This window comes from Streptomyces sp. NPDC052040 (assembly GCF_044548405.1).
In the GTDB taxonomy this organism is placed as follows: Bacteria; Actinomycetota; Actinomycetes; order Streptomycetales; family Streptomycetaceae; genus Streptomyces.
This window is the reverse complement of record NZ_JBIUBV010000002.1, coordinates 479,458-493,138: the sequence shown is the minus strand read 5'-3', so window position 1 is coordinate 493,138 and position 13,681 is coordinate 479,458. Positions and strand designations below refer to the sequence as shown.

General features: G+C 69.7%; 11 protein-coding genes and 3 tRNA genes. 7 read left to right on the top strand and 7 right to left on the bottom strand.

Annotation, left to right across the window (positions count from 1 at the left end; translation table 11 throughout):
• Window positions 1-9 precede the first annotated feature (9 nt).
• Genes ACIHAA_RS08280 through ACIHAA_RS08270 form a run of 3 tightly spaced genes read left to right on the top strand, consistent with a single transcriptional unit; the run spans window position 10 to window position 4,453 of the window.
• Entirely contained in the window at window positions 10-1,803 is a 1,794-nt protein-coding gene (locus ACIHAA_RS08280; protein WP_399814437.1) for a fatty acyl-AMP ligase, read from the top strand.
• A complete protein-coding gene (locus ACIHAA_RS08275) occupies window positions 1,800-2,804 on the top strand; it encodes a beta-ketoacyl-ACP synthase 3 (RefSeq protein ID WP_399814435.1) in 1,005 nt (334 codons plus the stop codon). The genes ACIHAA_RS08280 and ACIHAA_RS08275 overlap by 4 nt, the downstream gene beginning before the upstream one ends.
• Window positions 2,801-4,453 carry an amidase gene (locus tag ACIHAA_RS08270; protein WP_399814433.1) on the top strand — a complete coding sequence of 551 codons (1,653 nt, stop codon included), beginning with the start codon at window positions 2,801-2,803 and terminating at the stop codon, window positions 4,451-4,453. The genes ACIHAA_RS08275 and ACIHAA_RS08270 overlap by 4 nt, the downstream gene beginning before the upstream one ends.
• Before the next feature lie 5 nt (window positions 4,454-4,458).
• Here the strand turns inward: ACIHAA_RS08270 and ACIHAA_RS08265 are convergent, their stop codons facing one another.
• The 6 genes from ACIHAA_RS08265 to ACIHAA_RS08240 form a co-directional block, all read right to left on the bottom strand.
• On the bottom strand, window positions 4,459-4,830 hold the full coding sequence (locus ACIHAA_RS08265; RefSeq protein ID WP_399814431.1) for a transposase: 372 nt from the start codon (window positions 4,828-4,830) through the stop codon (window positions 4,459-4,461).
• A gap of 10 nt (window positions 4,831-4,840) precedes the next feature.
• Window positions 4,841-5,098: a transposase gene (locus tag ACIHAA_RS08260; protein WP_399814429.1), complete on the bottom strand. Its 258-nt coding sequence runs from the start codon at window positions 5,096-5,098 to the stop codon at window positions 4,841-4,843.
• Between the two features lie 184 nt (window positions 5,099-5,282).
• A complete protein-coding gene (locus ACIHAA_RS08255) occupies window positions 5,283-5,447 on the bottom strand; it encodes a hypothetical protein (protein WP_399814427.1) in 165 nt (54 codons plus the stop codon).
• A gap of 77 nt (window positions 5,448-5,524) precedes the next feature.
• Window positions 5,525-5,598 (bottom strand) — tRNA-Ile (locus ACIHAA_RS08250).
• A gap of 166 nt (window positions 5,599-5,764) precedes the next feature.
• A tRNA-Asn gene (locus ACIHAA_RS08245) sits at window positions 5,765-5,837 on the bottom strand.
• A gap of 5 nt (window positions 5,838-5,842) precedes the next feature.
• Window positions 5,843-5,915, bottom strand: a tRNA-Asn gene (locus ACIHAA_RS08240).
• Window positions 5,916-6,079: 164 nt separating this feature from the next.
• Here ACIHAA_RS08240 and ACIHAA_RS08235 point away from each other — a divergent pair.
• From ACIHAA_RS08235 to ACIHAA_RS08220, 4 genes are all read left to right on the top strand, one after another.
• Window positions 6,080-6,385, top strand: coding sequence for a YtxH domain-containing protein (locus ACIHAA_RS08235; protein WP_399814425.1), 306 nt, complete (start codon window positions 6,080-6,082; stop codon window positions 6,383-6,385).
• A 170-nt stretch (window positions 6,386-6,555) separates the two neighbouring features.
• Window positions 6,556-8,010 carry an FGGY family carbohydrate kinase gene (locus tag ACIHAA_RS08230; protein WP_399814424.1) on the top strand — a complete coding sequence of 485 codons (1,455 nt, stop codon included), beginning with the start codon at window positions 6,556-6,558 and terminating at the stop codon, window positions 8,008-8,010.
• Between the two features lie 588 nt (window positions 8,011-8,598).
• Window positions 8,599-10,332 (top strand): ABC transporter ATP-binding protein, encoded by a 1,734-nt coding sequence (locus ACIHAA_RS08225; protein ID WP_399814422.1) that lies wholly within the window; start codon window positions 8,599-8,601, stop codon window positions 10,330-10,332.
• Window positions 10,332-12,260, top strand: a complete 1,929-nt coding sequence (locus ACIHAA_RS08220; protein ID WP_399814419.1) for an ABC transporter ATP-binding protein — start codon at window positions 10,332-10,334, stop codon at window positions 12,258-12,260. Before ACIHAA_RS08225 ends, ACIHAA_RS08220 begins: the two co-directional genes overlap by 1 nt.
• Window positions 12,261-12,308: 48 nt before the next feature.
• Here ACIHAA_RS08220 and ACIHAA_RS08215 read toward each other — a convergent pair whose 3' ends face one another.
• Window positions 12,309-13,664, bottom strand: coding sequence for an RNA polymerase sigma factor (locus ACIHAA_RS08215; RefSeq protein WP_399814418.1), 1,356 nt, complete (start codon window positions 13,662-13,664; stop codon window positions 12,309-12,311).
• Window positions 13,665-13,681: the final 17 nt, after the last annotated feature.

Below are 13,681 nucleotides of genomic sequence, written 5' to 3'. Positions count from 1 at the left end.
TGCTGACCTGTGACGCCCACCGACCACAACTCGACCATGGCCGGGATCAAAACCCTGCCAGAGGCATTGCTCCTGCACAGCGAGCAGCAGCCCGACCGGACCGCCTACACCTTTCTACGCAGCGGCGAGGACCCCGAGGAATCCATCACCTACCGAGAACTCGACGACGCGGCACGGCTGAGGGCTGCTGCTTTCGAGAGGGCCGGCCTGCACGGGAAGAACGTTGTCCTTCTCTTCCCCTCCGGGCTGGAGTTCATCCGAACACTGATCGGCTGTATGTACGCGAGCGTGCTCGGCGCCCCCGTTCAGGTTCCCCGCCGCCGTCAGGGGCTCGAGCGGCTGCGCCGTATCGCGGACGATGCCGGCACGACCACTGTTCTCACCACGGGCGAGATCAAGCGCGACCTCGAAGACCGCTTCGGCGACTCCCCGGAACTCGCCGGGCTGACCTTGATCGACACCGAGACACCGACTCGATCACCATGGGCCGGCCGTCCCCCGTACAGGATTCCCACCCTGCGCCCCGAGGGCGCTGCCCTACTCCAGTACACCTCGGGCTCCACGGGAGACCCCAAGGGCGTGATCGTCACCCACGCCAACTTCCTGAGCAACGTGGTCGAAACAGACGAGCTCTGGCCCAGCAAGCCGGACGGGACCATGGTTTCCTGGCTGCCGCTCTTCCACGACATGGGGATGCTGTTCGGCGTGGTTCTCCCCCTCTGGGCGGGAGTGCCGTCCTACCTGATGGCCCCGGACGCCTTCATTCGCAGGCCCGCCCGCTGGCTGGAGGCAATCTCCCGGTTCCGGGGCACCCACGCCGCGGCCCCCAGTTTCGCCTATGAGCTCTGCGTGCGCGCCGCCGAGGAGGGCAGGACGACTGACGTCGGCGATCTCTCCAGCTGGCGGGTCGCCGTCAACGGTGCCGAGCCAGTCCGCTGGGGGACCATCCGCTCGTTCACCGAGAAGTTCGCAGCGTACGGCTTCGCCCCCCGGGCCATGGCCCCGGGCTACGGGCTGGCTGAGAACACCCTCAAGGCCACTGGCAGTCCGCAGGATCACGTACCCGCCCCGTTGTGGCTGTCCGCCCGGGCGCTGGGCGAAGGCCGGGTCGAGCCGGCCGAAGCGTGCGAGAGCGGCGCAACTGCCGTAGTCAGCAGCGGTATACCCGTCCTCGGAACACGTGTACGCATCGTGGACCCAGCCACCCACGCACTCTGCCCACCCGACCGGACCGGTGAGATCTGGATCAGCGGCCCGTGCGTCTCCCCGGGATATCTGGGCCGCCCCAAGCTGAGCGAGGAGACTTTCCGTGCCCGGATCCACGCCCCGGACGATGCCGACGAAGGGACGTATCTGCGTACCGGGGACCTCGGCTTCCTGCGTGATGAAGAGCTGTACATCACCGGGCGCATCAAGGACATGGTGATCCGCAAGGGCCGGAACTACTATCCCCAGGACATCGAGCTGTCCGCCGAGTCCGCAGCACCCGGCCTGCACCCCAACTGTGCCGCAGCCTTCTCCGTCGACGACGGAGCCGAGGAACGACTCGTGGTGGTGGTCGAAGCGGACGGCAGGGTGCTGAGGAGCACTGGCGGCCCGGCGGAGCTGCGCGAGCGAATACACGAGGCGATCCGCCAGAATCACGGCCTGGAGGCAGACGTCGTCCTCATCGTCCGCCGCGGCACACTCTCCAAGACGTCCAGCGGCAAAGTGCAGCGAAGAGCATGTCGGCAGCGATACGAGAACGGCGACCTGGACACCGTCGCCGCATCGCCGGCCGGATCCGCGGAGGCGTCGCGATGACGGCGGACGCGTTGCGCACACAGGAGGGTGCGCCGGCAGCGCGCATCATCGGCATCGGCACCTACCGGCCTGCTCGGCTGGTGGGCAACGACGAGATCAGCACCCACATCGATTCGAGCGACGCGTGGATACGCCAGCGGTCCGGCATCGTCAGCCGACGCTTCGCCACGGACGGCGACACCGTCGTCACCATGGCAGCTGCGGCCGCCACGAAGGCGATGGACCAGGCGGGAATCGACCCGACGGACATCGGCATGGTTCTTCTTGCATCGATGTCTCACCTGGAACAGGCGCCCGCCGCCGCTCCCCGCGTCGCTCACCTGATCGGCGCGGACGCCGCGGCAGCCACCGACATCGGGGCCGCCTGCGCCGGATTCTGCTACGCGCTGGCACTGGCCGACTCGCTCGTGCGATCCGGCTCCGTCGGCCACGTCCTGGTCATCGGCTCAGAGAAGATGACCGACATCGTGGATCGTACGGACCGCCAGACGGCCTTCATCTTCGGCGACGGAGCAGGCGCGGTCGTCGTAGGACCGGCCGGCACACCGGGGATCGGCCCCGTGGTGTGGGGAGCCGACGGCAGCCGGCACGGCCTGATCGCTCACAACCGGAGCTGGCTGGAGACACGGGAGCAGCACGCCCCCTGGCCCGTTCTGCGCATGGCCGGACCGGAGGTGTTCCGCTGGGCAGCCCTGAAGGTGCCGGAGATTTCCCGGCAGGCCCTGAACGCCGCCGGCATCGATGCCGGTGATCTTGCCGCGTTCATTCCGCACCAGGCCAATGCCAGGATCGTGGACGTCGCAGCCAGGGCACTGAAGCTGCCCCCTCACGTTGTGGTGGCCAAGGACATCGTCGAGTCCGGCAACACCTCGGCGGCGTCGATCCCGCTTGCCATGGACAGTCTGCTGTCCATGGATGCCGGGTTGTCCGGGGGACATGCCCTCCTGGTCGGCTTCGGCGCGGGCCTGGTGCATGCTGCACAGGTGGTGACGCTGCCATGACGGAGGGACAGATGCCGGCGTCGCCATCGGCGTCGGCGGGAGCGGATAAGAACGGCGGCCTGCACCACGGCAAGGAGACAGTCCAACACGAGTACGGGCAGACCGCGAGCGTTGTACCGGTCGGCGAGAGCATCTTCCTCCCCGCGACCGAGCTCCTTCAGTGCTTCCGCGCTGGGACACTCAGTCCCGTTCAGGTGATCGAGGACTGCATCGCCCGCATCGAGAAGGGCAACGAGGATCTGAACGCGTTCGTCCTCACCCGTTTCACTGCCGCCCGCGAGGCCGCTGATGAGGCAACTCGGCGCTATCGGGACGGCACCGCCCGCCCCTTGGAGGGCGTACCCATCGCCATCAAGGATCTGAGCGACTTCGAGGCGGGCGTCCGCACCACCTTCGGCTCAAGGATCTTCACGGAGGACTTCGAGTTCATTCCCGATGCTCCGTCCCAGCACGTACACCGGCTCCTGGAAGCGGGAGCGATCTCCCTGGGCAAGACCGCGACGCCTGAGTTCGGTCACAAGGGCACCACCGCCTCCCCCGCTTGGGGCGACACCTCCACCCCCTTCCGTATCGGCATCAACGCCGGTGGATCATCCGGCGGGGCTGCAGCAGCAACTGCCGCCTTCATGGTCGCAGCTGCCCAGGGAACCGATGCGGGCGGCTCCATCCGCATTCCGGCCGCCCAGACGGCGACTGTCGGCCTGAAACTCACCCATGGCCAGGTTCCCACCAACGTGGCACCGCTGTCCGTGAACCCCTACCTCCACACCGGCCCGATCACACGCACCGTCGCGGATGCCGCCCTGCTCGGCGACGTGCTGGCACAACCATGGATCGGGGATCCCACCGGCGTCCCCAGGCAGACGCGTCTGTCCGGGGCTCTGAACCGAGGCGCCGAGGGCCTGCGCATCGCCTTCAGCCCGGATCTCGATCTCTACCCAGCCGACCAGGACGTGATGAACCTCGTCCGCGAAGCGGCACATACCTTCCGGCAAGCCGGTGCGGAGGTCGTGGAAACCCCTGTCGGCCTGGGCGGGATCACGATCGGCCCGACCCCGGACCAACAACGCCCGCTCACACAGGACGATCTGTCACGTATGTGGCGGGAGCTGATGGGGGTGATGTACTCCGGATCCGTCGTCGACTTCTTCGCGGAGAACGGCATCGACATGAGACGGCACGCCGACAAGATGACCCCTGAGTTCCGAGAGCTGATCGACCTGGGCGACTCCGTCAGTGGGCGACACATCCGCAACCTCGAAGTCGTCCAGGCCAAGATCGTGGATGCCTTCTACCGGCTCTGGACGGAAAAGGAGTTCGACCTGCTGATCACTCCCACGCTGGCGTGTTCTCCTCATGCCCTTCCCAACGCCGGCGACGGATCCACCCTCGGACCGGCCCGCATCGGCGGCGTTCCGGTGGAGAGGACCATCGGCTGGTGCATGACTGTTCCTTTCAACTACACGGGAGAGCCTGTCGTGTCAGTGCCGGCCGGGTTCCTCGACGGGCTCCCCGTCGGTATGCAGATCATCGGCCCCCGCTGGGCAGACGAGCGAGTCGTCGCGGCAGCGGCCGCCTACGAACGGCTCCGCCCCTGGCATGACCGTTACCCTCGGGACATGGGCTTGTACAGCCTCAGATCTTCGTGATGCGATCAGCCGTTGGTCGCGGGTGCTCGCCGGGGACGGAGGCGGGCGGAAAACCGCCTGCCGGGCCCGCCGGGCGGCCGCGTGCGCAGCTGGTGCGGCCTCGCGGTGAGGTGGCCGGTGTATCCACCGTCGGCCCAGATGCGCGCCAGCCGCCGGAAGTGCTTCTTTGCTGCGGGCAGCAGGATGCGGGCCGCGTCCCGGTCTGTCGTGGAAGCCGGCGTGACCAGCACGGCCAGCAGGAGCCCGAGGGTGTCGGTGAGCACGTGGCGCTTGCGCCCATTGATCTTCTTCCCGGCGTCGTATCCCCGTGAAACGAGGGCGACCGTGGCGTCCGCCTTCACCGACTGCCGGTCCACGACCACAGCACTGGGCTCCACGCTGCGGCCCTCAGCCTCGCGGACGGCCTCGCAGCCGCTCATGCAGCTCGGCCGCCAGCCCCGCATCCCGCCAGCGTGCGAAGAAGGCGTACACCCGCGGCCAGGGCGGGAAGTCGGCGGGCATCGCCCACCATTTGATGCCGTTGTCGACGAGGTAGCGCACCGCGTCGGTCATCTGCCGGTGGCAGTAGCCCGCCGGCCGCCCGCCCGCCAGCCATCCCGGAACCGGCAGCAGGTCCCGCACCGACGCCCACTCCATATCGCTCATGTCCGAGTCGTACCGGGGCCGGCGCTCTGGCCTGTCGGCCGCGTTCCCGAACCGATGGGCGAGTCGGTCACACCCAGGAGTGGACCAACTGGACCCGGCAACCACGTCCACGCGACACTTCGACACCAGGGCCTCTTGCTTCTCGCTGGACTCGACAACCGCGAGCTACTGAGAGGCCCTTCCTTCATGCCCCGATGCCGGCCAACTCACCGTATCCAGGACCCCGTTCGAAGCAGATCGAGCACGCGAACGGATAGAGAACGGCCAGCGAGCAGTTGGGCGGTCCCGGCTCCACCCGGCCTCTCACGGCCTCGAGCAGGGTGAGCCGGAAGGCCGCCACGGTACGCATGGCGGCCTTCCGGCTCACCTTTTCGCAGTTCAGAGCGCTTACGCAGAGGGAAACGCTTCTCCTGGGAGAGGTGAGTGTGGGGCGGGTGGGACTCGAACCCACGGCCGACGGATTATGAGTCCGCTGCTCTAACCGGCTGAGCTACCGCCCCGTAGCGGCGCGTCGCGTACAAGTGTGCGCGCCGTCTGCCGCAGCATAGCCGCTCATACGATCTCCTGCTTCGGATGGTCGGCTACACGTGACCTTGAAGACTCCGCCGCGGGCGTGACGGTTCCTGCGGACATGAAAAAGGACCCCAGAGGGGTCCTCTTCAGACGCTCCCCCGACTGGACTCGAACCAGTAACCTGCCGGTTAACAGCCGGCTGCTCTGCCAATTGAGCTACGGAGGACCGAGCTCCCCCGACTGGACTCGAACCAGTAACCTGCCGGTTAACAGCCGGCTGCTCTGCCAATTGAGCTACGGAGGAATGCCTCGTTGCATCGAACGCACCCACCCGGGTATCCGCCAGGGGGCGCGCGCTCGCTGCGACACATACATTAGCGCAAGCAGAGGGGTGCTCCGCCAATCGGTACCCGCCGCGCCGGGTGCCCACCCGAGGGACGACGCAGACGCAAGGGAAGGATGGCCGCCATGCGCTATCGGCTCACGTTCGCCGCCGGGCTGGTCCTGGGCTATGTGCTCGGCACACGAGCCGGACGCGAACGTTACGAGCAGCTGAAGAAGTCGGCCCGTCAGGTCGCGCAGAACCCGGCCGTGCGCAACACCGCCGAGACGGCGGCCCACCAGGGGCGCGAGATCGCGGGCAAGGCGTTCCACGCGGTGAGCGAGAAGGTCGGCGACCGGATGCCCGACTCGGTGGCGGGCCGGGTGCGCTCGCTGCGGGAGCGGAACACCAACGGCAGCGGCCCGGACGACTGGGGCACCAGCAACACCTGAGACCCGCCGTAGCGGCGGCGAGGTGAGCACACCGGCACATCCCGCACCGTCCGCCACTCGCGCCCCACAGGGCCCCGCAGCCGTCACGGCAGCGGGGCCCTCGCCATGCGGGACGGCCCACCCTCCACCGAGGCAACGCACGACCCCCTCCATACGGCAGAATTTCCGCCATGGGGATAGTCGCCGGGTTGGACAGTTCGCCCGATTTCACTCGTATCGTCGTCTGCGACGCGGACACCGGAGCCGTGCTCAGGCAGGGATATGCACCGCACCCGGTGGAGAGCCCCGAGGGCGGGGCCCGTCCCTCCGACATCGATCCGCAGGCCTGGCTGCTGTCCCTCGGGGAGGCCGCCGGTGGCGGCCTGCTGGAGGGCGTGCAGGCCATCGGTGTCTCGGCGCAGCAGAACGCGCTGGTTCCGCTGGACGCCCAGGGCGCCACCGTGCGGCCCGCGCTGGTCGGCGGTGACCGGCGGGCGCAGGCCGCGGCGGCCGACCTCATCGACGGGCTCGGCGGACGGCAGGCCTGGGCCGAGGCCGTGGGGAGCGTGCCGCAGGCGGCGCAGCCGGTGACCAAACTGCGCTGGCTGGCCCGGGCCGAACCCGAGAACGCGCGGCGCACCGCCCTGCTGCTCCAGGCCCACGACTGGCTGGTGTGGCAGTTGCTCGGGCGCCCCCTGCGCAGGACCACCGATCGCGGTGGAGCCTCCGGGACCGGGTACTGGTCGGCGGCCACCGGCAGCTACCGCACCGACCTCGTCGAGCTGGCGCTCGGCCACCAGGCGGTGCTTCCCGAGGTGCTCGGCCCCTCGGAGGCGGCGGGCACCACACCGGAGGGGCTGCTGATCTCCGCGGGCAGCGGCGAGACCATGGCGGCCGCCCTGGGCCTCGGGATCGGGCTCGGCGACGCGGTCGTCTCGCTGGGCGCCTCCGGGTCCGTGATGGCCGTGCACCCCGAGGCGCTCGTCGACTCCAGCGGAATGATCACCTCGCTGGCGGACGCGACCGGCATGCACCTCCCGGTGGTGACCACGCTCAACGCCGTGCGCACCCTGCGCGGCACCGCCGAACTCCTCGGCCTGCCCGACCTGGAGTCGCTGTCCGAGCTGGCCATGAAGTCCACGCCCGGCTCGCACGGGCTGGTGCTGCTGCCCTATCTGGAGGGCGAGCGGACCCCGAGTCTGCCGCACACCGCGGGCACCCTGGCCGGGCTGCGGCGCGAGTCGATGAAGCCCGAACACCTGGCGCGGGCCGCATTCGAGGGGATGCTGTGCGGGCTCGCGGACGCCCTGGACGTGCTGCGCGGACGCGGGGTGGAGGTGCGGCGGGTCTTTCTGCTGGGCGCCGCCGCGGAGCTGCCCGCCGTCCAGGCCGCCGCGCCCGGGCTGTTCGGGGTGCAGGTGGTCGTGGTGCAGTCCGCCGACTACGCGGCGATCGGCGCGGCCCGGCAGGCGGCCTGGTCGCTCGGGGTGTCGCAGGGCACCCTCGACCCGCGCAACCCGCCGGCCTGGCAGGGCGCGGTGGCCCAGGTCCTGGAGCCCGGCGAGGAGCTGGCCGTGGGCCAGGCCGTACGCCAGCAGTACGTGTCGGTACGCGAACAGACGCATCCGGGAGCCTTCAGGTCGTAGACCCGTCCAGGGGCCAGGTCGTAGACCCGTCCAGGGGCACTGCTCGTAGGTTCACAGGCCGTCGGGCGTGGTCCTCGAGCGCGCCCCGGGGCCGCCCGGGGTCCGGGAGCCGGGAGCCCGCCCGGAGTCGTGGCTTTGTGCGACCGCGGCCCGCCGGGGCGGGTTGGCAGCACGCGCGCCCGGCGGCCACCCGGCCCTCCGCCGCACGCTGGCCCAGCGGTCACGCGGGCCGTCGGCCATCCGCCGCACGCTGGGCCCAGCAGTCACGTGGGCCGTCGGCCCCGAGCGGGCCCCACAGCCGCCCGGAGCACCCCTGGGTGCCCGGGGGCGCTCAGCGCCCCCGGCCCCGGGACCGCCCGGCGTTCAGCGTCGCGACACCTGGTGTAACGCACCTCACACTTCCGGGCGCGCCCCGCGCCGCCCGGCCCTCACCTCTGCCTTTCCCGGACCCCGGGTTGAGGCCATGTCAGCCCGACGGGGCCGCCCGCCGCTAAATCGGTTGAGGTAACACGGGTGGGGTGTCCGACGATAGGGGGTGGTGCATCACCTCCCTCCCCGCCGTCCGTCAGCGACTCCGAGAGATCCCGCGTGCTCATACGACTCCTGAGGGCCCACCTGGCCCCGTACCGGAAGCCCATCGTGCTGCTGGTGCTGCTTCAGTTCCTACAGACCTGCGCCACGCTCTATCTGCCCACCCTCAACGCGCACATCATCGACCACGGTGTCGTGAAGGGGGACACGGGTTACATCCTGACCTTCGGCGGTCTGATGATCGCCGTCTCGCTCGGCCAGGTCCTCTGCAACATGGGGGCCGTCTACTACGGCGCCCGCACCGCGTCGGCGATGGGCCGGGACCTGCGGGCCGCCGTCTTCGACCGGGTGCAGTCGTTCTCGGCGCGCGAGCTGGGTCACTTCGGTGCGCCCTCGCTGATCACCCGCACCACGAACGACGTGCAGCAGGTGCAGATGCTCACCCTGATGACGTTCACCCTGATGGTGTCGGCGCCGATCATGTGCGTGGGCGGCATCGTCATGGCGCTCGGTCTGGATGTGCCGCTGTCCGGTGTGCTGGTGGCCGTGGTGCCCGTTCTCGGTCTCTCGGTGACGCTGATCGTGCGGCGGCTGCGGCCGCTGTTCCGCAGCATGCAGACCCGGCTGGACACGGTGAACCGGGTGCTGCGCGAGCAGATCTCCGGCAACCGGGTGATCCGCGCCTTCGTCCGCGACGAGTACGAGAAGGGCCGCTTCGGGGCGGCCAACACCGAGCTGACCGAGGTGTCCCTGGGCACCGGCCGCACGCTGGCCCTGATGTTCCCGCTGGTGATGACCGTGGTGAACCTCTCCTCGATCGCCGTGGTCTGGTTCGGTGCCCACCGGATCGACAGCGGCGGTATGCAGATCGGCGATCTGACCGCGTTCCTCGCCTATCTGATGCAGATCGTGATGTCCGTCATGATGGCGACCTTCATGTTCATGATGGTGCCGCGCGCCGAGGTGTGCGCCGAGCGCATCCAGGAGGTGCTGGACACCGAGTCCAGCGTCGTGCCTCCCACCGCGCCGGTGGTCGAGCTGCGTCGGCACGGGCATCTGGAGATCCGCGGCGCCGGTTTCCGCTACCCGGGTGCCGAGGAGCCGGTCCTGAAGGGCATCGACGTGGTGGCGCGGCCGGGCGAGGTGACCGCCGTCATCGGGTCCACCGGCAGCGGCAAGTCGACCCTGCTCGGGCTGATCCCCCGCCTGTTCGACGCCACCGACGGCCAGGTGCTGGTGGACGGCGTGGACGTCCAGCAGCTCGACCCCGCGCTGCTGGCCAGGACCGTCGGACTCGTGCCGCAGAAGCCGTATCTCTTCGCCGGGACGGTCGCCACCAATCTGCGCTACGGCAATCCGGACGCCACCGACGAGGAACTGTGGCACGCGCTGGAGGTGGCGCAGGCCAAGGACTTCGTGTCGAAGCTGGAGAACGGCCTGGACTCCCCCATCGCCCAGGGCGGCACCAATGTCTCGGGCGGCCAGCGGCAGCGTCTGGCCATCGCCCGCACCCTGGTGCAGCGCCCGGAGATCTACCTCTTCGACGACTCGTTCTCCGCGCTCGACTACGCCACCGACGCAGCCCTGCGCTCGGCGCTCGGCCGGGAGACGGCCGAGGCGACCGTCGTCATCGTCGCCCAGCGGGTGGCGACCATCCGGGACGCCGACCGGATCGTGGTCCTCGACGAGGGCCGGGTGGTCGGCGCAGGGCGCCACCACGAGCTGATGGCGGACAACGAGACCTATCGGGAGATCGTGCTCTCCCAGCTCACGGAAGCGGAGGCTGCCTGATGGCCGGGCCCATGGGACGCATGATGGGCGGGGGCGGCCCCGACCAGCGCTCAATGGATTTCAAGGGGTCCGGCAAGCGGCTGCTCGCCCAGTTCAGGCCCGAACGCCCCACCATGATCGTGATGCTGGCATGCGGTGTGCTGAGCGTGGCGCTGTCCGTGGTCGGGCCGAAGATCCTCGGCCGGGCCACCGACCTGGTCTTCGCCGGGATCATCGGCCGACAGACCCCGGCCGGGCTCACCAAGCAGCAGGTCCTGGACGCGATGCGCAGGCGCGGCCAGGGCGGCGTCGCCGACATGCTCTCCGGCACGGACTTCACCCCGGGCAAGGGCATCGACTTCGGTGCCGTCGGGAACGTACTGCTGCTGGCGCTGGGGACGTTCCTGGTGGCCGGTCTGCTGATGGCGGTCTCCACCCGCCTCTCCAACCGGGCCATCAACAAGACCGTCTACCGGATGCGGGAGGACGTGCAGGCGAAGCTGTCGCGGCTGCCGCTGTCCTACTTCGACCAGCGGCAGCGCGGTGAGGTGCTCAGCCGCGCCACCAACGACATCGACAACATCGGGCAGACGCTCCAGCAGTCGCTGGGGCAGCTCATCAACTCGCTGCTGACCATCGTGGGCGTGCTCGCGATGATGTTCTGGGTGTCCTGGCTGCTGGCGCTGGTCGCGCTGGTGACCGTGCCGCTCTCGTTCGTGGTGGCGACCCGGATCGGCAAGCGGTCGCAGCCGCACTTCGTGCAGCAGTGGCGCACCACCGGCCAGCTGAACGCGCACATCGAGGAGATGTACACCGGGCACACGCTGGTGAAGGTGTTCGGACGGCAGCAGGAGTCGGCACAGCAGTTCGCCGAGCAGAACGACAAGCTGTACGAGGCCGGGTTCAAGGCGCAGTTCAACAGCGGTGTGATGCAGCCGCTGATGATGTTCGTGTCGAACCTGAACTATGTGCTGGTGGCCGTCGTGGGCGGTCTGCGGGTGGCGTCGGGCTCGCTGTCCATCGGTGATGTGCAGGCCTTCATCCAGTACTCGCGGCAGTTCTCGATGCCGCTGACGCAGGTCGCGTCCATGGCGAACCTGGTGCAGTCGGGCGTCGCCTCGGCGGAGCGGATCTTCGAACTGCTGGACGCCGAGGAGCAGGGCGCGGACCCGGTGCCGGGCCTGCGCCCCGAGGAACTGCGCGGGCGGGTCGCGCTGGAGAACGTCTCCTTCCGCTACGACCCGGAGAAGCCGCTGATCGAGAACCTGTCGCTGACGGTGGAGCCGGGGCACACGGTCGCCATCGTCGGCCCGACGGGAGCCGGGAAGACGACCCTGGTCAATCTGCTGATGCGGTTCTACGACGTCACCGGCGGCCGGATCACGCTCGACGGGGTCGACATCGCACAGATGTCCCGGGACGAACTGCGCGCCGGGATCGGGATGGTGCTCCAGGACACCTGGCTGTTCGGGGGGACCATCGCGGAGAACATCGCCTACGGTGCGGCGCGCGAGGTCACCCGCGGGGAGATCGAGGAGGCGGCGCGGGCCGCGCACGCGGACCGGTTCGTCCGGACCCTGCCGGACGGCTACGACACCGTGATCGACGACGAGGGCACCGGCGTCAGCGCGGGTGAGAAGCAGCTGATCACCATCGCGCGGGCGTTCCTGTCGGACCCGGTGATCCTGGTCCTGGACGAGGCGACGAGTTCCGTGGACACCCGGACCGAGGTACTGATCCAGAAGGCCATGGCGAAGCTGGCGCACGGGCGGACGTCCTTTGTGATCGCGCACCGGCTTTCGACGATCCGGGACGCGGACACGATCCTGGTGATGGAGAACGGCTCCATCGTGGAGCAGGGCTCGCACGGGGAACTGCTGGACGCCGACGGGGCGTACGCCCGGCTGTACAAGGCGCAGTTCGCGCAGGCGGTGGCGGAGGTCGACTGACGGAGGCCGACTGACGGTGGTGGGGCCGCTCCCCGTGAGCGGCCCCGCTCAGTCGAGATAGCCCCGCAACTGGTCGGCGAACGCGTGGTCCCGCAGCTTGTTCAGGGTCTTGGACTCGATCTGGCGGATGCGTTCGCGGGTCACACCGAAGAGGCGGCCGATCTCCTCCAGGGTGCGGGGGCGGCCGTCGGCGAGGCCGTAGCGCAGCTGGACCACCTTGCGTTCGCGCTCGCCGAGGGTGGAGAGGACCGCCTCCAGGTGCTCCCGGAGCAGCAGGAACGCGGCGGACTCCACCGGGCTCGCGGCGTCCCCGTCCTCGATGAGGTCGCCGAGCGCGACATCGTCCTCCTCGCCGACGGGGGCGTGCAGCGAGACGGGCTCCTGGGCGAGCCGCAGCACCTCCACGACCCGCTCGCCGGTGAGTTCCAGCTGGGCGGCCACCTCGTCCGGGGTCGGTTCGTAGCCGCGCTCCTGGAGCATGCGCCGCTGGACGCGGACCACCCGGTTGATGAGTTCGACGACATGCACGGGGACGCGGATGGTGCGGGCCTGGTCGGCCAGGGCACGGGACATGGCCTGGCGGATCCACCAGGTGGCGTAGGTGGAGAACTTGTAGCCGCGGGCGTAGTCGAACTTCTCCACGGCCCTGATCAGGCCGAGGTTTCCCTCCTGGACGAGGTCCAGCATGGTCAGTCCGCGGCCGACATAGCGTTTGGCGACGGAGACGACGAGCCGCAGATTGGCCTCGATCAGCCGCCGTTTGGCCATCCGGCCCATGACCACCAACCGGTCCAGGTCCAGGGCGAGTTCGGTGTCGAGGTCGGGGGTGCGGGCGAGTTTCTCCTCGGCGAAGAGACCGGCCTCGACCCGGCGGGCGAGTTCGACCTCCTCGGCGGCGGTGAGCAGCGGGATGCGGCCGATCTCGCGCAGATACTGGCGGAACAGGTCCGAGGAGGGGCCGCTGGTGTCGGTGTGCTCGCGCGCCGGTGCCACGGGCTCGGGCTCGACCTCGGGCTCGGGCTCGGGCTCGACCTCGGACTCGGGCTCGGCCTCGACGGCCTCTGGGGCGGCTTCCGGGGCGGCTTTCGGGGCGTCTTGCGGACCGGCGGGGGCCGGTGGCTCGGGGTCCGTACCGGGGCGGTGCGCGGGCCTGCTGCGCGGGGGCGCCGCCCCGGGGGCGCCGCTGTCGGCCTCCGGGGCGGCGTGGGCGGTCCCGGTCTCTATCAGGGTCTGGGTCTGCACGGGGGCGACCTCCAGGAATGTCGCTGCCGGGGCGAGCGGCAGCGTTTTGTCGGGGATGGGACCGGTGGTCCGCCCGCCGGTCATCCCGTAGTCGTCGAGCGGAACCGCGGGGATGCCGGGCCCGTCGTGGACGGGCCGGCCGCGCTCCGGGGACTCAGGCACCGCACCCAGTGTGGGGT